This window comes from Paenibacillus sp. YAF4_2 (genome assembly GCF_052113225.1).
Classification (GTDB): Bacteria; Bacillota; Bacilli; order Paenibacillales; family Paenibacillaceae; genus Pristimantibacillus.
This window is the reverse complement of record NZ_JBFRCT010000001.1, coordinates 164,580-186,179: the sequence shown is the minus strand read 5'-3', so window position 1 is coordinate 186,179 and position 21,600 is coordinate 164,580. Positions and strand designations below refer to the sequence as shown.

Below are 21,600 nucleotides of genomic sequence, written 5' to 3'. Positions count from 1 at the left end.
GTTAGCCGCCCTTCGGAAGCGCTGTCGATTCGCGAATGATGAATTCTCCTGCAAGCAATACTTTCTCCTGCAGATTGTCAGGATGCTCCAGTCTTCTAAGAAGCATTTCCACAGCCCGACGGCCGAGTGCTTCCTTCTGGACATTAACGGTGCTCAGTGTTGGTTTAGCCCATTCCGCATCCTGGATGTTATCAAAGCCTGTAACGGAGCATTGCTCGGGAACCTGTACCGACAGCTTGCCCAGTACTGTCATCATACAGATCGCTATTGAATCGTTCGCACAGACAAAGGCGGTCGGAAGCCGCTGTTCATTAATAAGTTCTTTCACAATGGCTTCCAGCGCCTCGGTTATTTCACTCCGATTCTCGCCTTCAAATGAAAGAAGTCCTTCCTCCTGATTCAGCGCCAGCCCGTGCTCCTCCATCATTGTGCGGTAACCGGTATATCGATCAATGAAGCTTCGCGCATAGCGGGTATTGCCAACGAATTGTAGCTTGCTGTGGCCGCAGCCGATCAAATAGTTGGTGACACGTCTTGTACATTCTACATTATTCATGAATAGAACATCCGAAGGAATAAGCGGGTCCTCATGATCGACGAGAACAAAGGGAATACCGAGATTCCGAATTTCGAGCAGCATCTTGGAAGCAATAAAACCCACGCCAATAATACCTAAAACGCCACTTGGATTAATGAGATTCGAGAAGTTGTCCTTGAAATGCTCGGTTACGACCAGTGCGCCGATATCGCGGTCGGCGAGCTCCTCCGTAATGCCGTCAATAATACGTCCCCAGAAATAGGAATCCCGCGTCTGAAACCTCACTTTCGGTACGAGCAAAATAACCGTATCTCGTGTATTGGTATTGATCGATACAGGTTTATTCCGTTTCGCGGCGGTCTTTGTTTGTTTATTGACAAAATAACCAAGTTGGGTGGCAACGCTTACAATTTTGTCCCTTGTTTCTGGACTAACACCACCCGGCTTTCCCGAAAGCGCTTTAGATACTGCGAATTTTGAAACCCCAAGATGATCGGCGATTTGCTGCATCGTAACTTTATTGACCATGAATTAGGCACATCCTTTGCTAAATTAGCTTTATAAGCGATATCATAGCATAACTTTTGTTAGGTAAAAATAGATTTTTTTTAGCTAACTATTTGTACTGTTTTGCACTAATGCTTGGTTCAAGAATCATTTCAAAATAAAAAAAGGCCCCTCAGCTGATGTACAGCTAAGAGGCCCTGAAGTAAGTATCGTGTCCCGCTTCCATTCCTCTAATTCGTCTAGGAAGGTGCGATTGCTTGATGCAGCGCATCAATATAGGTTGATCCCAGCTTGGATAGAGCTGTACTGCGATGGGCTATCCACCCCACATTAATCGTCTCATCGGTATCAAGTGGAATCGGAATAATCTCATTCCCGTTCAGATCCGCACTAAGTACGCCGGTTGAGATCGTATAACCATTTAAGCCAATCAGCAGATTAAATAAGGTCGCTCTGTCGTTTACACGGATGCTTTTTTTATGTGATAACGTACTTAGAATTTCCTCGGCAAAATGGAAGGAATTATACTCCCCCTGATCAAAGGACAGATACGGATACTCCTCGAGCTGGTCAATGGTAACCTTCTTTTGCTTGGCCAATGGATTTTTGATGCTGATAAAAATATGGGGTTTTGCGGTAAACAGACTGGTAAACTGCAGGTTCGAATCCTTCAACAGCTTGTTTATCACTTTCCCGTTGAATTCGTTCAAATAAAGGATACCAATCTCACTTCGCAAGCTCTTCACATCTTCAATGATCTCGTAAGTCTTCGTCTCGCGTAAGGATAGCTCATATTCCTCCTGCCCATATTCCTGCACCAGGCTAACAAATGCATTCACGGCAAAAGCGTAATGCTGAGTTGACACGGAAAAATGCTGTGGTGACGGCTTCGCGTTCAGATACCTGCTCTCCAGCAGCTCCGCCTGCTCCACGACCTGACGGGCATAGCTTAAGAATTCCACCCCCTCCTTCGAGAGAGAGATACCTTTATTGGAGCGCTCGAATATCGCGAGCTGTAACTCTTCTTCCAAGTCTTTGATGGCATTCGACAGCGTTGGCTGCGAGATAAACAGCCGCTTGGCGGCTTCATTAATAGAGCCGCGATTCGCGACTTCAATGATGTACTTTAGTTGTTGCAGCGTCAATGGAGTTTCTCCTTTCTGTGCAGTTGTTTTCTATAGTCACGTATACCAATTAGAATAACGATGAATGCAATTTGCATAACAACGAACAGTCCTGGGACAAAAAGTTCTAATAAACCCCAGTCCCATGAAAACATTGCTAATCCTGGATCGTTATGATATTTCGCATAAATCATAAATAATGCTCCAGGAATAATTGAACTCCCCATCCAATACAAATAGGAGTTTCTATGTTCTCTTTTTCTTGTAAGAAGGGCACTAGGCAAACTTAAAAGAAGCACAATTATGTATTCAATGATGTATGAATAATCAAACTCCTCAAATTCAGCCCCCAATAGTAGGGCTAATATTACATAGCTGATAACGATAATGAGATAACTAATTAAGATTTTCAAGAATGTCCCCCTCTAAGCATCCGAATCACCTGGCCGCCAGCCTATTTCCTGTGACCAGAGATGAGCCTTATGTAAATATCCCATGTTCAATCTTAGCCTTATAGCTGATTATATCGTTATAATCCATTACAGACACCTGAATATCAATAATCGGCTTGGCATCTAGCCCCTCAACGGAGGTTGAGCCTATATGATCAATGCGAATGGCCAATTCCCCTAGAGCTGCTCTTAGTTTCGAACCGAGCTCTTGAAATAACATTCGCCACTGCGGATCATGCTCCGCAATCCTCCACTGATCTTCCATCGTTGGATCCCCCCTCCATACTCCTTACTTCTTACTCCTTAATCCTCGAACAACTCAGCCAACACCGTCTTCCGGTTCTCCAGAAATCTCCTCGTCACTATATAATGCAAGGTATCTTCATAACGGATCTCCTCTACCGGCTGGTCATCAAAATTCAAGATTCGAGCATCCGGATACCCTAGCAGAATGGGGGAATGAGTAGCGATAATAAACTGAGCCTCATCTGACAGATCCTTAATCACACGCATTAAGGCTAGTTGACGAGCAGGTGACAATGCAGCCTCTGGCTCATCAAGCAGGTAGATCGCTTTTTTCCCAAAACGATGCTTAAACAAAGATAGGAATGCTTCTCCATGTGATTGCTGATGTAAGGAGCGCCCTCCATAATTCCGTAAGGTATCTGAATCCAGTGTATCAATATAGGAGGCAAAATGATAAAACGTTTCCGCCCGCAGAAAGAATCCGTTCGTGACCTTGGGCATCCAGGAAAGCCGAATGGCATTTCCTAATATTGCAGCTGAAGAATCAACCTCATATTCGTTATTCCTGCTTCCGCCCGCTGTATGAAATCCGCATTGATACGCGATAGCTTCAAGCAGCGTTGATTTCCCTGACCCATTTTCCCCAACCAGAAACGTCACATTTGTATGAAAATGCAGCTTGTCCATCGTCTTAATCGCTGGAATGGAGAATGGATATGCCTTCTCATCCATGTCTTCATCCCGCCTGATTTCCACGCTTCGTAGAAACATAACCGGTCAACTCCTATTGTCCTTCGACCATGATAACTACATTATCGCTATCCAGATTCCTATCTGCAAGCTGAACACAAAAAGAACTATCCCGTATAGGACAGTTCTGCTGGCTTTGCCTAAATCTCATCAACGTTCAAGATTGAATTCGCGGTTTATCAGCCTGGCAATTCGGATTTGGAACCAGCCCCAGCTGCGCAAGCTTGGTCAGGTAGTAACATTCTTCCCTCATCATATGATCCGGCATTAACGGACTGATTCGATCCAGTACTTCATCCGACAATTCAAGCTCCTCCAGCTCTTTCAGAAAACCAACAAACAACTTCATCTCGATATCGATTTCTTTATGAAGCCTGCGGAATGCCGGAAAATCTCTGAGTTCTGTCCTCATGTATCCGGCAAGCTCCACGCTTTTCCAATACAGCTGTTGAAAATGCCACTCAAATTGTTCCGTCCGTTTGATTAAAGGCTTCTCTACAGAATCCAGATCGCTTCCGATTGCTGCTGCGTGCCCTGCCGCATCCGGCAGCCATAAGAAATCATGATGCAGGGCATCAAACTGAGGTACCGGTTTGCCTGCAACTAATTCATGCAGAATTCTCAAATATTCCTCTAACTCATTCACCATATGATTTAGAAAGGTAGGGGTAAGCATAATCTTCACTTTCCCCAGTATCGCTCTCTCGAGCAGATCAAGCTTGAAGGTCCGGAATTCGGTTGTTAGATCACAAGCCTGCTTGCTAATTGAGAGGCAATCCGCTTCCGAAGAAGATTGCCTCGCGTATTCGAGCAATTGATCATAGGCAGCAATGAAATAACCCGCGAGCTTGATATCATTCGTCTCAACTGGTGATAAAGTGTTGAATATAAATCGGGCATGATCACCCATAATTTGCAGCCAGAAGCGATGCTCATACCATTCAGACTTTGCCATGCGCCTATCCCTCCTCTGGTTCCATTCCTTTTAGAGGGTATGACACAATCTGCGAAGATATAACGGGATTACCGTTAACCTTGCTTTGGCTTTATCGTGAATAGTGCAATCAGAGCAGCTGCAGTGCAGCAGACGGTCAACACCCAGAATAGTGATGTCTTGGAATTTTCGATTAATAATGCAGCGACTGGCGGTCCGGCAGCAACCCCTAGAAATCGGATACTGCTGTAGAAGGATGTGACGGTTCCCCGCTGCTCTTTCTCGATTCCTTCTGTCAGCAGGGCATCAAGGCTTGGCAATGCAGCTCCAAGCCCAATTGAGGCTGCAAACAGGATCGAGATGATAACCCATAGCGTATCTGTTTTACCTAGTGCTAAAAAGAGCAAACAGCCCGCAGCTTCAACAAATCCAACGACACTAATCCATTTCATTAACTTCTTGTTCTGGCCAATCCATTTGCCTATGGCCCATGAGGTAGAGCATAAAGCAGCAAGTGGAATGGCAACAAGACAGCCCTTCAGAATGCCATGGCTCCCTCGTTCCTCCAGTGTTTCTGAAAGATAAAATAAGGATGCGAATATCGCGAACATATTGATGCCGCCCGAAATATACACACCCCAAAGCCATCTGCCCTTCTCATGAAATAAAGCAACAACGGAGTGGACGAACTGGCCAAAGGGTACAGCTGGCTTCTTATCTTTTGGGGCTTTGACCCAAGCAGCAACAAGTACAAATGAAATAAGACTAAATACCGGAATGAACCAGAATGGCATATACCAGGTCCACATGGCTAAGGCAGATCCGATAATTGGAGCCAGTACTTTACCAAAGGTGTTGGCTGTCTCTACAAGGCCAAGACCACTGCTGACATCCTCTTCTTTCTTAAACAAATCACCAACAAGGGGTAATACTACAGGAAAGCAAGCTGCTGCGCCTAATCCTTGAAATAATCGTCCGGTCATCACTAAGGCGTACGGTTTATCAAAGGCAACCGCCGCCCATCCGCAAAAGGCACCAGCTGCGGCGACAAGTAACAATCCGGGTAATATAACCTTTTTCCGCCCGACCCGATCCGACAAATAACCCGTGATTGGAATAAACAGAATGGCAATTACCGCATATGCCGTAATCAATAAGCTTGATTGTACAGCGCTGATTCCCATCGCTTTCTGCATAGAAGGAAGAACGGGAATAAGGATGGAATTAGCTAAAGTCATCGTTAAAGGTATTGTCGCAATTGAAGCTAGATCTCGTTGCTTCTTCTTCTCCATGACTTCCTCCAAGTGAACCAGTCGGAATTAACATAACGGTTATTAGAATGAGCTTCTTACGCTCAAATTATAATCAGTTCGGATCGGAATATTAATCGTTCATAATGGGACTCTATTATGTGTTCTTTAAATCAAAGGAGGAATTCAAATATGCAATTTACAAACAACCAAGCAAGTCAGTCCCTTCATCAATGTGAGCAAATGATTCAACAGCTTGTTAATCAGACACAGCAAGCCAGCCATAATTATCAAATGCTCTTACAGCAAGAGCAACAAAATGCTCAACGCCTTGAGGAATTAGCAGCTCGTGAGCAAAAAGCTGCTCAAATTATCCAAACGGCTTTGCAAGGTCATCAAACGGCTATTCAACAGCTGCACCAAGTATCCCAGATCTGCAAACAAGTCGAGAATATGATTCACTCGCAATATAACTCCCCGCTGTCACAATCGCATACTTCAGCACCTGACATAAATCCAGGTTTTGCTGCCCATTCCTACACAAGTTACAACAACTCCAATAATGAAGGGATCCATTCGCCGTACCGGTCCATGTAATAAATTAATATAAGTAAAAACAAGCCCGTTACAGGCAAATGCCTGAACGGGCTTCTCTTATGTTTTATCTTACAATTATTGTACCTGCTGCTGAAGAGACATTACCATATTCATCAGCTGCATAAAAAGTATAATACCCAGGAATAAATGTTCCTGCTTCTACCGTAAGCGTTGCTTCCTCATTCGCTGACACTTCAACCTTAATCCCGGACAAAGTTGTCTCATCATCAAGTTCTTCAACCGTAGGCGTACCATGTACCCCAACATTAGCCTGAACTAAATATAAATAACCGTCTTCTGAGCTTGTAGCCTTTAAGTCTTTGGTCTCTGTTGACAGAAACTCAACGTCTGTGACTCCTGACAGGACAGGGCCTGACGTATCTTCTGGAACAGAATTAAGCATGATGATTTCTGGTTCTGATACTAATCCAGTCTCAGGATTAACGACATACAAGACATAAGCACCAGATTCCAGACCTCCAGTTGACAGAACAACAGGCTCTCCGGCAACAGCCAGTTTCGCAAGTCCGCCATCGGTGTAATCAGGGATTTCAAGTGTATACGCTCCTATCATGGAATAAAGTGATTTGGGAACATCATACTAAAATCCACTCTTGCAGACTAGGTCCGTTAGTTCTATATCTACCTGATCTTCCCATAATCCTTCGCTTTGAAATACAGCTGACAATCGACCTTTACACGAGGATATTCCTCGCGCCAATTTAACTTTTTCCATGCTTCATAGGACATGCTATTACGGACGTATACACCTATGCCTAAACTGTCCACGTTGTTCCGCTGCATCTGTTTTACAAGACGATTCGCATTCTCAGACAACAACTCGGTTACTTTCGCTTCTACTTGATGCCGCTCCGCGTCTCGACTGAGCTTTTTATCTCCCAGATATTCATGAACGGAGCCTTTTATATGCGCCTTAATCGTAACATGAATAGGCTCATTCGCTTTATGAGTAACATGAACCGTTCGTTTACTAATAATGGAAGTAAACATAATGTATTCCTTCGCCTCTTTATCTTTTCCTTCATCTAGATCGAGACTCATCTCCCCTTTCCTAATTTTCCCTTTCATGATCGAAAAGAGCATGGCATCCTTGTTTTGGATTTTGGTTATATATTTATAATCTCGGAATAACCCAATTCCATCAATGGTTATGTTGTCCCCATTATCCTTAAGAACAGGTGCAACTGGATCAATGCCATCATCATAGTAATCCCGTTCAAACTCATATATGGTCGTTTTGGGAACCCTATGGCCTGAGCTTGATTTCTCTAATAAACGATCAATATATTTATCCGTTGACAGATGCTGCTTATAATTTTTCAACAGCAAATGATTTGCACTGCCGTTCACTAAGGTGATCTTCACTAACGGCGAAATGGATGTATCTCTCAATACACTGTTAATCTCATTGGATAGATCTTTACGCGCAAGTTCCTCCGAATAAAGTAACACGCGAATTTGGCCATTCACGAGCAGCAAATCCGACTCATTGGCAAACTTTAATCTTGCATCTTTGGATGTTTTTCCGGTTGCGGTATGTACTTCTCTAACCAGCTTAATCGTAGGATCAGCTCTTGGGATACTGATTGCAAGCTCTATGAGATCATCAGACAATATATCGTAACTGGCTGCATAGGTAATACCGATCCGTTCTAAAATACGGTAATCACAGCCAGGAAGCACAAGAAGCATTATTATCGTTAGAAGGAAAAGCAGCATTTTATTCATGAGCAGGCCTACTTCCGATTTTTTGGAACATAAGAACAACTAGCAGCAGTAAAGGAAAACCAAAAGCGATTCCGCACTCAATCATACTTAGCGTACTCAGCCAATCCCCCACTTCATTTAACGTTTTGGGGATGTATGCAATCGCAAAACAGCTCGCAATGAGTATGAAAGCAAGAAAGTTTGTCTTCATTTTCGGGAAAACCTGTTTTAACATCTCAAGTGCACACCACTCATACAACAAGATACTGAACAAGACGGTAAATAGAAAAAAACCATACAGTAGATTTTCCATCCGTTCAAGAAACGGGAATCGAATATATGCCAATAGTTCAAGTAACGGAAATGCCTTATTCTTTAATTGCTCCAGGCTGAACAACCCAAAAGTAATTAGGGATAGATATAAATAAGAGAATGTGGTCATCGCATTTCCGAGCAAAGTGGACTTTATAAGCTTTGTCTTCTGATTGGTATAAGCGAACATGAGAAGCACAAGCTCGTAGCCGAGGAAGGAGGAATAAATATCAAGTCCCTCCAGAAAAGTAAACTTCCCGCCTTTAAACATGAATGGTGTAAGTCTTGCCCATTTAAAATCCCCGTAAAAGAAAAATAAAAGAAGAATCATCCAAATAAACAGCCAGAAAAACACCGTAGATGCTTTGGCCATATTGTAAAGTCCTTTCGTTAAGAGCCAGAATACAAGCAAATCCAATATCAGCTTAAATTCCATCGGACTCGTAGTCGGAAAAGCATACATCTGAAAAATTAAGATATATTCCTTTCCTGCCATGCAGCCAAGCAAAGTCCAGACAAGGGCTAGCGCGAGATACACGGGGAGCAGAAGAAATTTAGGAATAGACTGCTCTAAAATTTGAAAGATCGACCTTCCCTTCCCCAATTTATATACCGCACCAATCAGCAGGATATTGACGGAAGCCATTAGTCCAAATCCGAGTACAGTAATCCACCCGTTGGTTCCAAAAGACTCCGCCAACAGTTGAGGAAGGATTAAAGCCATGACACCACTTTGGATCATAAATACCAGGATTGTCGCATGGAACGGGGCGAGCTTTTCTTTTGTTTCCATGTTGAACTCGTCACTCCTTGGTTTTATTGCGGATCTTGTTGGGAGAATCGCTTAGTGTGGGCCTCGACCTTAATGACTGGAAAGGAGCCCGTATGAACATATCCTTCCAATCCCCTGGCTCAAACGGTGCTACAGGATTTAAGTATGAAGAGCCCATACTCGTCAACCCGCTCAGGTGTATAACGATAGCTGCAATACCAAATACCAATCCAAGATTACCGAATACACCTGTTAAGATAATCAGTCCGAATCGAATTAGTCGAATCGACGCACTCATCACGTAGCTTGGAATAACGAACGAAGCAATCGCCGAGGAGGCGACCGCAATAATCAGAATGTTACTCGTTAATCCTGCCTGAACAGCTGCTTGACCGATAACGATACCGCCTACGATACCAATCGTTTGACCGATCTTGGTCGGCAGTCTGGCTCCTGCTTCTCTTAGTAATTCAATCGTTACTTCCATCAGCAAAGCTTCATATAAGGGCGGAAAAGGCACTCTGCTTCTTGACTCCGTTAAGGTAAGGAGCAGATTTTCCGGGATCATTTCGTAATGAAATGTCGTTACAGATACATACATAGCCGTGAAGCTGATCGTAATGATAAACGCAATGAAACGCAGCAGCCTGATGGCACTGCCTAGAATCCAGCGCTGGTAATAGTCATCGGAAGACGAGAAGAATTCGAAGAAGGATGTTGGCGCGGTAAAAGCAGACGGACTTCCGTCAACAATACCTGCTACTCGTCCAGCAACCAGCTTCGACACTATGGCATCTGGCCGCTCGGAAGTTAAAAATTGCGGGAAGATCGAATATTTGTTGTCATCCATATATTGAATGAGCATATTCGTATCCAGAATCGCATCCACTTCAATCTGTACAATCCGTTTTTTGGCTTCCTCCACAAAACGCATATTGACGAGATCCTTCACATACAGCAGGTACACATCTGTTTTCGACACTTCACCAACGGATAGTTTTATAACTTTTAAATGTGAGCTCTTAAGCCTAGACCGAATCATCGCCAATGTGGTATCAATCTGCTCGGTGAACGCATCATGTGGTCCTGTAATTACCGTCTCCGTCTCCGACTGAGAGATCGTTCTGCTTTCAGGACTATAAACGTTTAAGGCAAAGATACCTTTACTAGAAAAGACCGCTACCCCTCCTGATAAAACACTCAGGATCAGCTGCTTGCTGCTGGTTGTCTCGTACTGCTGTAGATTTTGCAGAAGTGTCGAGATCTCCTTCTCATTACCGCTTAACAATGGCGACATGACATGCCGGCTTAATTTATCTTTGTCGGTCATTAGATCGAAATAAATCAGATCGATCTGATAATCCGGGAAGGAACGATGCGTAAGATCATCGCAATCCTTAAATTCTTCAAGGGTATGTTCTAGTGTCGGAGGCTTTAAGTCTTGATCTGTATGTTCAGGTGATGTCTCGTTCTTATTCTGATTTGTGCCCGATTCCTTGATCATCATTTGACGCATAAGTTGAGTAAATGTCATTCGTATACCTCTGGTAAGGATAGGATACAGTACTACCTTATTTTGTCTTCTCATCAGAAAATTAACCAAAAAAACCGCAATTAATGATTACGGCTTCTTAAATCAGTAATTTAGTAAAGATTGGTTTTCTCTTGTATGGTTGATGAACTCAGGTGCCTCCTGCATAAAAACTCAGAAGTTTAATTTTATTTGGGAATATGTGGGGTCAATTGAAAGATGATACAATATAACGAGAAAAATAGTTCAGGAGGATTTGGATGAAGAAAACGCTATTACCCATGATTTTCTTATTCTTATGCATGTTTGCTGGAACGGTAAGTGCGGCCAGTTTACCAGACAAGGGAGCAAGCCATATTTACGATACCGCTGGCATGATTCCATCTGAACAGGTCAAAGAATTAGAGCTAGCAGCTGGAGCAGGTGCTCCTTACATGTTTTACATTCTTACAGTCGATTCTTTAGAGGGTGAAGAATCTGATGTTTATGCAAAGCGTGTCTACGATACTTGGTCACTTCATGCGGATGATATTCTTGTTCTTCTTTCCAAAACAGATCGTCGCATACAGCTCTATTTCATTAATGTCCCGCTTCAGAAGAAACTTGATGCTTTACCAATCGACTACGCTGGCAGTGAATATAGCTCTCGCCCTTCAATAGACCGGTTCATCGGGAAAACCTTCACGCCTTTGGCCAAACAAGGTGATTTCGGGTCTGGACTGTTAGGAATAGTCGGCGCAATGAATGCTTTGCCTGTACCTGAAGCACCTGCCCCAATCGAACAAATCACTCCAGATCCACTGTGGGTAGCGCCAACATCGCAGCCTTCCCATTCACAAGTGATACCCGATTTTTCACAGAGAGAACCTGTGAATGCCGGTAGATTTCCCCTTATTAGCATCATTGTTATCATTAGCCTTGTCCTCATTGCTACTGTGCTCTATGTGTTGATTCGATTCAAAAAGAGGACTGCTCTCAAGCGTAATATACTTTCAATGGCCGAAGATACTTCAGTAGAACTTCTCCGTGCACAGGAAACATTAAAGCCGCTTGTACAATTATATGGAGCTCCGCCTTCTGCTGAAGTGAAGCTTCTCCCCTTGTCTCGCGCTATAGACCAACAAGCTGAGGTCGTGCAACAACTGATCGTATCGATCAGAAATCTCCAGATCGGCATTGTAACTAGGAAGGGCACTGCAGAGCTCGATCATTTCGCAAAGACCGTTAGCGACCAGAATAATCATGCAAAGCAGCACAGTCAAAGCGCCAACGAACTAGCAGAACTCGATCAGACGAACAGCCAAGTCGTAAAAGAAATGCAAGCTGCTATTCAGGTACTTACCAAGCGAGTAAATGAACAGGCTAATATCTATCAATTGTCCTTAAGGATAATAAGAAATGAAATTGAGGCGAACAAGGAGAAGACAGATGCTGTCCACAAGCAGCAGTTATCCGAACTCATTGATGCTGCAGAGATACTGACAGCGCAGCATGAGCAGACCGACTTACACAATCAGCTATTGGATAAACTGCCAGATTTTATTGCGGAGCAAAAGTCAGGTCAAGCTAAGATCGATAAATTAGAAGCTTCGATTAAAGCGCAGATGCAAGAAAATCATTTAAAGCTCGTTGAGTTTAACCCGTTTGAGCGAACAGCATACGCGGCAGCTGAACACAAACAGCTTATCATTTCTCTAGAAAATGGGGATCTGAAGGATGCATCCGATCGGTTAGCTAACATTCGTGGTGCATTAGAAGTGGCAAGCCAGATGGTTCCTGAGCGCCTAGAACTTCGAACTTCGGTCCAGCAGGATATGCAGAAGATGAATAGATTCATCCAGTCCTTCTCTCTAAATGAAGATGCCTTCCAAGAAGAATTTCGAAAAATAAAAAGTAAGTTTCATCCTTCCGTATGGACATTCATGCCGTCGAAATATGAGCAGGCTGTACAATCCTATAAGCAAGTTGTCTCCTATTCCGAAACAACAACTCTTGCCATAAACGAGCAACGCTATAACGCTGCACGTGAACAATTATATAGCATGATCTCACTGTCGGAGCAAGCAACGCTAGCGATGCAGGACTGCATGCTCGCCTATGAACGCTCCCTGCAACGACTCGCTGGCATTCAACAGGCACATTCGGATACTTGGAGAGAGTTCAAATCAGCTGACACTCTATTCTTAGCACAGAATCTCTCTCCCCGAAGCGGACCTGGCAGCATGCTTAATAACGCAAGCGACATTATTCGTAAGGATAAAGAAAGATTGGATCTTCTTTTTACCTCCTATCAAATATCGCTTGATGACGCGGAGATTCTGCAACAAACGATTAATGGAAATGTAAACACTTTTACAAGAGAGGTCCAGCGGGTTGTGCAGGAGAAACAACAAGCCGAACGTCGCATACGAGAAATTCAGAATCGTTATGAATCGGTGTATGCCCGTACGAGACACCGCTCTGTATCCAGCAGTCACAGCAGCAGTTATCAATCAAGCATGAGTCAAATTGATAACCTGATTATGCTTGGACTTTATATGGAAGCCATGAATCTAATTGATGATGCCGATCACAATATTAATCAAATGCAATCCGAATACGATAACATCATTCGCGAAGAGCAGAGACAAGAGGATGAACGACGCCGACAAGAAGAGGAACATCGACGCCAGCAGGAATCGATCAGCTCCTCCCCATCTCCCCCTTCTTCCGGTGGAGATTCTTATAGTCCGCCAAGTGGTTCTTCAGGAGGCGACAACTGGTAACCAGACACTGCTGCTAATCCCGATCTATGGTAACTTATGTTACAATATGGCTTAACAGCTGATGAAGGAGAATACCATATGGCCGAAGATATCTCTTACACGACCGAAGAGATCGCACAGATTCTTAAAGTGTCCAAACTTACGGTCTACGATCTAATTAAGAAAGGCGAGCTCCCCTCCTATCGTGTTGGCAAGCAGATGCGGGTGGATTCTTCCGACCTGGAAGCCTATAAGCAACAAACGAAGAAGTCTGCCCGAACCATTGAATCTTCTGGTAGCTATAGCGGAACGGCAAAAACATCTCAACCCTATACGATTTCAGGTATCCGCCCGATCGTTATAACGGGTCAAGATATTAGTCTGGACTTGTTAGCGAAGCATATGGAAAAGCATTTCCCTTCAGTCAGGCCATTACGCTCTTATGTCGGCAGCCTCGACAGCCTGATCTCCATGTACAAGGGAGAATCCGATATTGTCAGCACACATCTATTAGACGGAGACACCGGTGAATATAATCTTCCTTATATCCGTAAACTACTGATCGGTTCCTCCTATAAGGTTGTAAACCTGCTCAAGCGTCGGGCTGGGCTTTATGTCGAACGTGGAAATCCGCATCATTTAAGTGGCTGGGAGGATCTTGGCCGACCAGGATTACGGCTGGTAAATCGAGAAAAAGGCTCTGGTGCAAGAGTCCTGCTCGATGAACAGCTTCGTCTGCACCGTATTCAACCCAATCAATTGATTGGCTACGATCTGGAGGAGAGCAACCACCTCGGAGTGGCCGGCAAAGTTGCTGCGGGTGAAGCCGATGTTGGGGTTGGCATTGAGAAGGCAGCTGCCATCGTAGGCAGCGTGGACTTTATTCCGTTAATTCAAGAGCAATATGATCTTGTCTTTCTTAAAAAACCTGAAAATAAGGAATGGATCACAGCTGTCATGAACATCCTGCGTTCCAACGCCTTCCAGAATGAGCTCCGCTCGATCTCGGGTTATGATCTAGCTCTAACTGGACAAGTCCTGTATGAAACCTAATGAAAATACAAAACGGCCTTGGAGCTTCATCGCTCCAGGGCCGTTTACTTTATCTATTTCATCTACGACTAAACCTTGGACTTTTCTACTTTTTGAACCAATTTATCGACTAATTGCTGCAACACTTGAAGTGTTGCGAAGTCACTCAATCTGCCATCGTCATCGAACTTCATATGTGCCTGGGAAAGCTTCAATTCTGGGCGATTCACGGAATCCATATCCAAAGCAAACAGCAGTTGACGCAAGTTAGTTTGCGCGCGGACAGTTCCGCTAGGTCCGGTTGTAGCGCCCATAATCGCAACAGGCTTTGTTGCGAGTGGTGCACCTATATTTTTTCTGGATACCCAATCAAGTGCATTTTTGAGTACGCCAGTAATCAGTCCGTTATATTCAGGCGTGCTAATTAGAATACCGTCGGCGCTGCTGCATAGCTCAGCGAATTGCTTGACTGACTCCGGCAAATCTTCCTCCAAATCCTGATTATAGAGCGGCAGATCTCCAAGATCAGCGTAGGTGTATGTAAAATTTTCAGGAAGAAACAACGCCGCATTTTTAAGTAATGTCTTGTTCATTGAAGCTTTCCGCAAGCTCCCTGTTAGGCCAACAATATGAAAGGTTTGTGTCATGGTGGTCCTCTCCTTCTGGGTTATACTGTGCAATCAACTGCACACTCATTAAGATTAACCGATTTCATCTTCCTCGTACATAGCAGCCTCCCGATCTCGAATATGACGCCGTAACAAAGCGGCTAACTCACGGTCGATCGTTCCTTTTTCATATAAAACTTGAACTTCCTCCCGTTCAGCTTGGATGGCAATCCAATGGAGCTCCTTCCTTGCTTCATTAAAGTCATTGTTTTTATTCTTCATATGAATCGGCATCGCCTTCATCCGGCTGACGATCTGGTTATAGTAAGCGATCACGAATTCGGTTGGATCATTCTTAACTTCAGGCATGCAGCGGGCTTGCATCTCTTCAAGAACAGCTTCCGAGCATTGCAATTTCAGCCCTCTTAAGGCATAGATATCAGCCTCTGTATAAGCGGCCTTGTTTTTGCCAGTAAGTAAGGCTTTTATCTTACCCAATAAGCCTTTGATGACCATCTTACTTAGATGAAGCCGGTTGGCGAGAATTAATTCGATCTGATCCAGCATTTTATTATAGAAATGAGCATGCTTCGGGCTAATCAACCCTTTCTCCAATTGGTTATGGACATAGTTACGTTCGATTCCCAACGCGAGCATTCGCATCTCTAATTCTTCCCTCTTGCCTCGAGAAAGTTGTTTGTTCGGATTGTCTTTCATATCGATCTGCAAAATCATTCGGCGATATTCGGCAACGACGGATTCAACCGCTGCCTCATTTGTTTCATTACTAACATGCTCCAAATGCTTAACCGCTGCGCCCATTACTTTCATCTGCCACTCACGCTCTTCATGGCTTCTCTCGGCTTCGTCTGCAATTACCCGTTTCTTCGCAATAAGCGGCAGCAGGATGCTTGCCGTGAGCAGCGATAATAGGATAATAAAAGCGGCCAGGAAAATGATTAGATCACGCTGTGGGAACGGATTACCATTGTTGAGCAGCAACGGGATGGAAAAGGCACCCGCAAGCGTAACAGCACCTCGCACTCCAGAGATCGTCGTCAATATAATGACCTTGAAGCTTAACGTTTCTCTGCCGGAAGCTCCAAACCAAGTGAACAAAAACGTCCATACAAAGCGCAATACCAGTAGCAGAGCAAAGATAACAATCGCATACCAAATGACCACATAATTGTTAAAGCCCGGATCTTTGAAGATAACCGAAGTAACATCAGGGATCTGGATACCTAGAATAACAAATACAAGACCATTCAAGATAAACAGGATGACAGACCAAGTATTGACCGATACGGATTTCAGCTTCGGCATTGATTGATCCGTCCGGTCATCCTCAATTGCGTGTACAATACCGCCAGCTACAGCTGCAAGAATGCCTGAGACCCCAAGCTCTTCTGCAACAAGGTAAAGAATAAACGGGGTTACAATCTGCAGCAGCATATGCATCGTTTCATCCTCGAGCCCCGCCCTTCTTAGCAACTGACGGATAAGGATGATTATAAAAGCAATGACAGCTCCCACCATCAGCCCGCCAACAGCGATTACAAGAAAGCTGAGCGTTGCTTTATGCAAGGAGAATATGCCCGTCATGGCTGCAGCAATCGCAAATTTGAAAGCAACTAGTCCGGACGCATCGTTCATCAAGGCTTCTCCTTCGAGCAGCCTCATTAATCTTTTAGGCAGTTGAATCCGTCCAGCTAATGCACCTACTGCAACCGCATCCGTTGGAGATAAGATGGCAGCAAGGCCAAACGCCGCCGCGAGTGGAATTGACGGAATCATCCAATGAATGGTGTAGCCCACAACAAATACGGTAGCGAAGACAAGCCCCACGGAGAGCAGCAATATCGGCGCACGCAGCCGCCACAGCTCATCCCGAGGAGTATGCTTCCCATCGTTATACAATAATGGCGCAATGAACAAGATGAAGAACAATTCCGGTTCAAGATGCAGATGAATGCCAAGTGGTAGAATCGTCATGACTGCTCCAAGAGCAATTTGAATCAGCGGTACAGGCACGAACGGAATAAAGCGATAGATGACGTTAGACACGCCAATCAGGACAAGCATGACGAGTACAGCAACAAATATTTCCAAGCGTGATCCCCCTCTATACTTATTAAATGGTGTATACAAAAAGGATCAACCGCAAGTTGCGCTCGATCCTTTTTATTATGATCTATCTACCCATGTCCGTTAGACCGGGAGCGTGTTCGTTCGGAAGTTCCGGATTATAAGGCACTGGATATCCATCCGGCGGCGGTGTGACCTGCAGCTCTCCGCCATTTCCGGTTTGGAGATTTGCCGCTAAACACTTCAGCAATTCTTGTCTCATCCAACCGGAAGAGAGCCTTGTGCTCCAACGATATAATGATGGGGATTAGCATGCTTGACTGCCTCATCAAGCGGAGCACCATCTACACCAGCATTACCCGGAATCTCTTCTCCTGAACCAGTTAACAGCTGATTAATGGTTGTCTGCACCAGCTCGACATGGCTGATCTCCTCAAGAAAGACCTCTGATCAAATCACGATACTGCGTTGCTTTTCCTCTGAAGTTCGTGCTTTGTAAAAAATATCCAGCAATCATGTTAATCAAATCTTGTTTATAGAAATACAAGTCGAACACTCCTTTAATTGGCTTAAGCGCTAATAGCTTGCGCTCAAGGTCAATATTTCATTCTGTGCTAATGATTCCTTGCCGAGTAGGACAAATTATCGATATGCGATTTGAAATGAAAGAGAGGGTTCCTGCATGAATGAAGAGATGTCATATGGTGATGATTATCATTTTCTTCCGGTCACCTCTATTAAGAGCGGTCTGGGACAAGAAATTTTACCAGATCTATTTTGCCAGACCATTCAAATCGTCAATATCTGTTTCGTTGGCCAACCGGGAGAAAAAGACTGGGTGCTGATTGATGCTGGTATGCCCCATTCGGCTGATGATATTTTCTCAGCTGCGGAGAAACGATTTGGTTCAAATTGCAAACCAAGCGGAATTGTACTAACACATGGGCATTTCGATCATGTTGGTTCGATTATCGAATTGATCAGGCATTGGAATATCCCTGTTTATGCCCATCCACTAGAGCTTCCGTATTTGACTGGGCAGCGTAATTACCCCACCCCTGATGCTACAGTGGAAGGCGGATTAGTCGCAAAGCTGTCCCCCTTATTCCCTAACGATGCTATCCAGCTAAGTGGTCATGTAACCGAGCTTCCATCGGATGGATCAATTCCCATTATGGCAGGCTGGCGATGGATTCACACACCTGGGCATACTCCCGGACATGTATCTCTATTTAGAGAAAGTGACCGCACCCTGCTTGCAGGTGATGCTTTTGTTACCGTCAAGCAAGAATCGCTTTGGAGTGTTATTACGCAGGATCTTGAGATTAGCGGACCTCCCCGCTACTTGACTACGGATTGGGCATCAGCCTGGGAGTCGGTTAAAAAATTGGAGGCTTTGAAGCCAGTGACAGCTGTTACTGGACATGGGATGCCGATGTCAGGTCAACTCTTGTCTGATAGCCTGCTGAGATTGGTTCAAGAATTTGATCAGATCGCCATCCCTGATTATGGGAAGTACATCCAATAACGAAGAAAAAGAAACCGCGATCGCGGTTTCTTTTTTTCTCAACTATCTATTCGACTAACAGCACCTTGTCTCCCAATTTAACGGAACCAGGTTGGAGTACGGAAGCATAAACGCCAAAATGCAGATTGAACTCTTCATTCACTTTTCTGAGCAAAGTTGGATCCTTCACCTGCGTATCAGGATCCATCGTAATTAGTACACAACGCTCACAGAAGCTGTCCACTTGCAGTTTAGTATCTCCAATGGAGAGCTTACGTCCGATCCAATCCCCTTCTGTAAACGTATCATCATTTACCGTAATGACGAAATTCGCACGAAAACGACGGTCATCCAGCTCCTTGCCCCATGTCTCCTGCAGCTTGTTTAAGGAAGAATCCGTAATGATCAAGATACTTGCCCCGTCTACCGACAACAGATGTGGATGTTTAGCCTCTGGATGGGGTTCCTTCCGTTTAGACATCGTAAGAGTTGTTGTGGTCTGATTTTGGATTTCTTCTAATAAAGCTTCATCCCAGCCAAATACTCGGCCGTCAGGCGAAGTAACTTGAATGTCTCCATCTTTAAATTCAGCTTTATAGTTAAGCAGATTAGGAATATTCCTAGCCGTCATGTATTTGTACCAGTCCTTCTTGGTCTCATCGTAAAAGGTGACAAAACGATCCCCTTGCAAGCCATACTCTTCAATAACACAGTCCTCCAGCTTTTCGCCGGCAAATGATTTAATCGGATAACGATAAATCTCGCTAATTTCACCTAACTGCACCTTTCATACCTCCATCTGACTTTGAATAGTTCTATTCTAACGGATGTTTCCCGAAAAACAAAAATGAATATTGTTGTTCTCAAGCCTAACAGATTAATGATATTCTGATATCAAGCAGACAAAAAATGGAGGTTTTCTCAAAATGAGAGCAATGGTCATTCATGCCCCAGGGGCTCCCGATACATTCACAATGGCGGACATGCCTATTCCTGAACCTGGGCTAGGTGAAATTCGGGTACAGATCAAGGCTGCAAGCCTTAACCCTGCAGATTATAAAATGACTGCAAACGGCAATCCTGCTTGGCAATACCCTTTCATTCCAGGCCTTGATGCGGCTGGGATTGTTGATGCAGTAGGTGAAGGTGTTACGGGCTTTGTCATAGGTGATCATGTCGCTTATCACGGCAGCTTTATGAAACCGGGTACATATGCCGAATATGGCATAACGAAAGCTCATATGGCTGGCCGTATTCCAAGCGGCGTAGCCTTCGAAGAAGCTGCTGCTTTCCCTTGTGCTGGGCTAACTGCCTATCAAGCTTTACTAGATAAGTTGAATGTGAAAGCTGGACGTTCCATTCTTATTCATGCCGGAGCCGGCGGCGTTGGTGGGTATGCCATCCAACTGGCAAAGCTACTTGGAGCATCCCCAATCATCACAACGGCATCGGCAGCCAATACGGACTATGTAAAACAGCTTGGCGCTGATGTTGTGATTGACTACAATACCGAAGATGTGGTGGCTAGAGTCATGGAAGCGACGAACGGCTTAGGCGTTAATTACATCTTAAATTCACTTAATCGGGTAACAGCCCAAGCAGATCTGACTACGCTTTCTTTTGGCGGCCAACTAGCCTGTATCGCCGGCGCTCCTGAGACAGTAGCCGACTTCCAGCCATCCTACAAAACTTTCTCGGTTCATAAAATGATGATTGGCGGTGCTCATTTATCCGGTGATGTTCGTGCTGAACGTGAACTTGGAACGATGACAGAAGAATTCATGCAGCTCATATCTGATCGTAAATTGAACGCCATCGTGGAGAAAAAAATCAGCTTAGAGGAAATTCCAGCTGAGTTAACCCGTTTAGCGCAAAGACATGTTCGCGGTAAAATTGTAGTGGTCATGTAACTGAAATAAGCTTACTCTTCTGTGCAGAGTAAGCTTGTTTTTAATAGGAGGAATCATAGATGAGAATCCAAGAGTCCGGTATTATTTTATTCACGGAAAATTACGAGAGTGCCGTAGACTTCTATGCCGCACATATGGGATTACACGTACGTGAACGACAGGCTAATCTTACCGTATTCGACTTTGGCAGAAGCTATCTTATGGTTGAGCGAGGCGGCGTGGGCTCGTCAGCAGAAAAGTCGAGAGCTCAGAATCCAACCGTTCTGCGGTTTGATGTAATAGATTTTGATCAGGCTGTGCAGGAGCTGTTAGACAGAAGAGTTACGGTAGACGTTCATATTCATAGTTGGGGAACGATTGGCGTCATCATTGATCCAGAAGGTAATCGCATTGAACTCAAGAAAGCTTAATTTTCTTCCAAGCCTGCTCTAACTCCTGTTGCTGACGCAAATGATGACGGGTATGCATATCAATCAAATCGAACCATTCCCTGGCATTCAGCCAGCCGAAGCCGCCATGTCTGATTTTATAGTTGGGATTAATAGATTTAATTCGAATATCCCATTCTCTCATCTTGCTGAGCAGATCGTCCAATTCACGGTTATGCTCAGCTTTACTTTTTTCATTATTAGGACTGTACTCCATGCCTGGCGGCAATTTAATCTTAACTGACGGAAACCCTCCGCGCTTGATGAGTTCTTCACCAGCCTCTGTTTTGCCTAAAGGCTGCTCAACGCTCGAGCCTGCGCATTGATCGATATTTTCCAGGTATTCTAGTGCGACATCAACGATATGGGAATAGACCTGGCCCATCGACCATACTCCCGGTGCGCTGTTATATCTTAATTGTTCCTCAGAATATGTAGATAGTCGATCTTTGAAAGCATTTATAACGTCTAGCCCTTTCACTCGCATTCGCCTCGCTTTTAGTGGATTCTGAATGTCTCATCCGTCGTAGCAACTCTACTAA

21 protein-coding genes and 1 pseudogene are annotated in these 21,600 nt (G+C 44.4%); 6 read left to right on the top strand and 16 right to left on the bottom strand.

What is annotated here, in order from left to right:
• Position 1: 1 nt before the first annotated feature.
• The 7 genes from AB4Y93_RS00900 to AB4Y93_RS00870 form a co-directional block, all read right to left on the bottom strand.
• Positions 2-1,066, bottom strand: coding sequence for a LacI family DNA-binding transcriptional regulator (locus tag AB4Y93_RS00900; protein ID WP_441888146.1), 1,065 nt, complete (start codon positions 1,064-1,066; stop codon positions 2-4).
• A gap of 218 nt (positions 1,067-1,284) precedes the next feature.
• Positions 1,285-2,190 carry a LysR family transcriptional regulator gene (locus tag AB4Y93_RS00895; RefSeq protein ID WP_441888145.1) on the bottom strand — a complete coding sequence of 302 codons (906 nt, stop codon included), beginning with the start codon at positions 2,188-2,190 and terminating at the stop codon, positions 1,285-1,287.
• Positions 2,187-2,582, bottom strand: coding sequence for a hypothetical protein (locus AB4Y93_RS00890; protein WP_441888144.1), 396 nt, complete (start codon positions 2,580-2,582; stop codon positions 2,187-2,189). Before AB4Y93_RS00890 ends, AB4Y93_RS00895 begins: the two co-directional genes overlap by 4 nt.
• A gap of 67 nt (positions 2,583-2,649) precedes the next feature.
• Positions 2,650-2,886 (bottom strand): GrpB family protein, encoded by a 237-nt coding sequence (locus AB4Y93_RS00885; protein ID WP_441888143.1) that lies wholly within the window; start codon positions 2,884-2,886, stop codon positions 2,650-2,652.
• A gap of 38 nt (positions 2,887-2,924) precedes the next feature.
• Positions 2,925-3,638, bottom strand: a complete 714-nt coding sequence (locus tag AB4Y93_RS00880) for an AAA family ATPase (RefSeq protein ID WP_441888142.1) — start codon at positions 3,636-3,638, stop codon at positions 2,925-2,927.
• A 136-nt stretch (positions 3,639-3,774) separates the two neighbouring features.
• Positions 3,775-4,572 carry a DUF2935 domain-containing protein gene (locus AB4Y93_RS00875; protein WP_441888141.1) on the bottom strand — a complete coding sequence of 266 codons (798 nt, stop codon included), beginning with the start codon at positions 4,570-4,572 and terminating at the stop codon, positions 3,775-3,777.
• 74 nt (positions 4,573-4,646) lie between these two features.
• Positions 4,647-5,843, bottom strand: coding sequence for an MFS transporter (locus AB4Y93_RS00870; protein WP_441888140.1), 1,197 nt, complete (start codon positions 5,841-5,843; stop codon positions 4,647-4,649).
• 150 nt (positions 5,844-5,993) lie between these two features.
• Between AB4Y93_RS00870 and AB4Y93_RS00865 the strand changes: the two genes are divergently transcribed.
• The gene (locus tag AB4Y93_RS00865) at positions 5,994-6,398 is read left to right on the top strand and encodes a hypothetical protein (RefSeq protein ID WP_441888139.1); all 405 of its coding nucleotides are present in this window, start codon (positions 5,994-5,996) and stop codon (positions 6,396-6,398) included.
• Positions 6,399-6,462: 64 nt separating this feature from the next.
• Here AB4Y93_RS00865 and AB4Y93_RS00860 read toward each other — a convergent pair whose 3' ends face one another.
• The 4 genes from AB4Y93_RS00860 to AB4Y93_RS00845 all read right to left on the bottom strand — a co-directional run bounded on the left by AB4Y93_RS00860 (position 6,463) and on the right by AB4Y93_RS00845 (position 10,744).
• On the bottom strand, positions 6,463-6,972 hold the full coding sequence (locus AB4Y93_RS00860; protein WP_441888138.1) for a hypothetical protein: 510 nt from the start codon (positions 6,970-6,972) through the stop codon (positions 6,463-6,465).
• A 68-nt stretch (positions 6,973-7,040) separates the two neighbouring features.
• A complete protein-coding gene (locus tag AB4Y93_RS00855; RefSeq protein WP_441888137.1) occupies positions 7,041-8,147 on the bottom strand; it encodes a Ger(x)C family spore germination protein in 1,107 nt (368 codons plus the stop codon).
• Complete coding sequence (locus AB4Y93_RS00850) at positions 8,140-9,231, bottom strand: GerAB/ArcD/ProY family transporter (RefSeq protein WP_441888136.1); 1,092 nt, start codon at positions 9,229-9,231, stop codon at positions 8,140-8,142. The genes AB4Y93_RS00855 and AB4Y93_RS00850 overlap by 8 nt, the downstream gene beginning before the upstream one ends.
• Before the next feature lie 10 nt (positions 9,232-9,241).
• Positions 9,242-10,744 (bottom strand): spore germination protein, encoded by a 1,503-nt coding sequence (locus tag AB4Y93_RS00845; RefSeq protein ID WP_441888135.1) that lies wholly within the window; start codon positions 10,742-10,744, stop codon positions 9,242-9,244.
• Between the two features lie 257 nt (positions 10,745-11,001).
• Here AB4Y93_RS00845 and AB4Y93_RS00840 point away from each other — a divergent pair, with 257 nt between their 5' ends.
• Together AB4Y93_RS00840 and AB4Y93_RS00835 are read left to right on the top strand one after the other, a co-directional pair.
• A complete protein-coding gene (locus AB4Y93_RS00840) occupies positions 11,002-13,506 on the top strand; it encodes a TPM domain-containing protein (RefSeq protein WP_441888134.1) in 2,505 nt (834 codons plus the stop codon).
• A gap of 78 nt (positions 13,507-13,584) precedes the next feature.
• Complete coding sequence (locus AB4Y93_RS00835; protein WP_441888133.1) at positions 13,585-14,538, top strand: substrate-binding domain-containing protein; 954 nt, start codon at positions 13,585-13,587, stop codon at positions 14,536-14,538.
• A gap of 68 nt (positions 14,539-14,606) precedes the next feature.
• Here the strand turns inward: AB4Y93_RS00835 and AB4Y93_RS00830 are convergent, their stop codons facing one another.
• From AB4Y93_RS00830 to AB4Y93_RS00820, 3 genes and pseudogenes are all read right to left on the bottom strand, one after another.
• The gene (locus AB4Y93_RS00830) at positions 14,607-15,164 is read right to left on the bottom strand and encodes an NADPH-dependent FMN reductase (RefSeq protein ID WP_441888132.1); all 558 of its coding nucleotides are present in this window, start codon (positions 15,162-15,164) and stop codon (positions 14,607-14,609) included.
• Positions 15,165-15,218: 54 nt separating this feature from the next.
• Entirely contained in the window at positions 15,219-17,237 is a 2,019-nt protein-coding gene (locus tag AB4Y93_RS00825) for a Na+/H+ antiporter (RefSeq protein WP_441888131.1), read from the bottom strand.
• Between the two features lie 82 nt (positions 17,238-17,319).
• A pseudogene (locus tag AB4Y93_RS00820) lies at positions 17,320-17,760 on the bottom strand (manganese catalase family protein).
• 135 nt (positions 17,761-17,895) lie between these two features.
• Here AB4Y93_RS00820 and AB4Y93_RS00815 point away from each other — a divergent pair.
• Positions 17,896-18,741: an MBL fold metallo-hydrolase gene (locus AB4Y93_RS00815; RefSeq protein ID WP_441888130.1), complete on the top strand. Its 846-nt coding sequence runs from the start codon at positions 17,896-17,898 to the stop codon at positions 18,739-18,741.
• Positions 18,742-18,787: 46 nt separating this feature from the next.
• Here the strand turns inward: AB4Y93_RS00815 and AB4Y93_RS00810 are convergent, their stop codons facing one another.
• The gene (locus AB4Y93_RS00810) at positions 18,788-19,504 is read right to left on the bottom strand and encodes an MOSC domain-containing protein (RefSeq protein ID WP_441888129.1); all 717 of its coding nucleotides are present in this window, start codon (positions 19,502-19,504) and stop codon (positions 18,788-18,790) included.
• 142 nt (positions 19,505-19,646) lie between these two features.
• Between AB4Y93_RS00810 and AB4Y93_RS00805 the strand changes: the two genes are divergently transcribed.
• Entirely contained in the window at positions 19,647-20,630 is a 984-nt protein-coding gene (locus AB4Y93_RS00805) for a zinc-binding dehydrogenase (protein ID WP_441888128.1), read from the top strand.
• A 59-nt stretch (positions 20,631-20,689) separates the two neighbouring features.
• A complete protein-coding gene (locus AB4Y93_RS00800; RefSeq protein ID WP_441888127.1) occupies positions 20,690-21,040 on the top strand; it encodes a VOC family protein in 351 nt (116 codons plus the stop codon).
• Here the strand turns inward: AB4Y93_RS00800 and AB4Y93_RS00795 are convergent.
• Positions 21,027-21,545: a DinB family protein gene (locus tag AB4Y93_RS00795; protein WP_441888126.1), complete on the bottom strand. Its 519-nt coding sequence runs from the start codon at positions 21,543-21,545 to the stop codon at positions 21,027-21,029. The genes AB4Y93_RS00800 and AB4Y93_RS00795 overlap by 14 nt on opposite strands.
• Positions 21,546-21,600 lie beyond the last annotated feature (55 nt).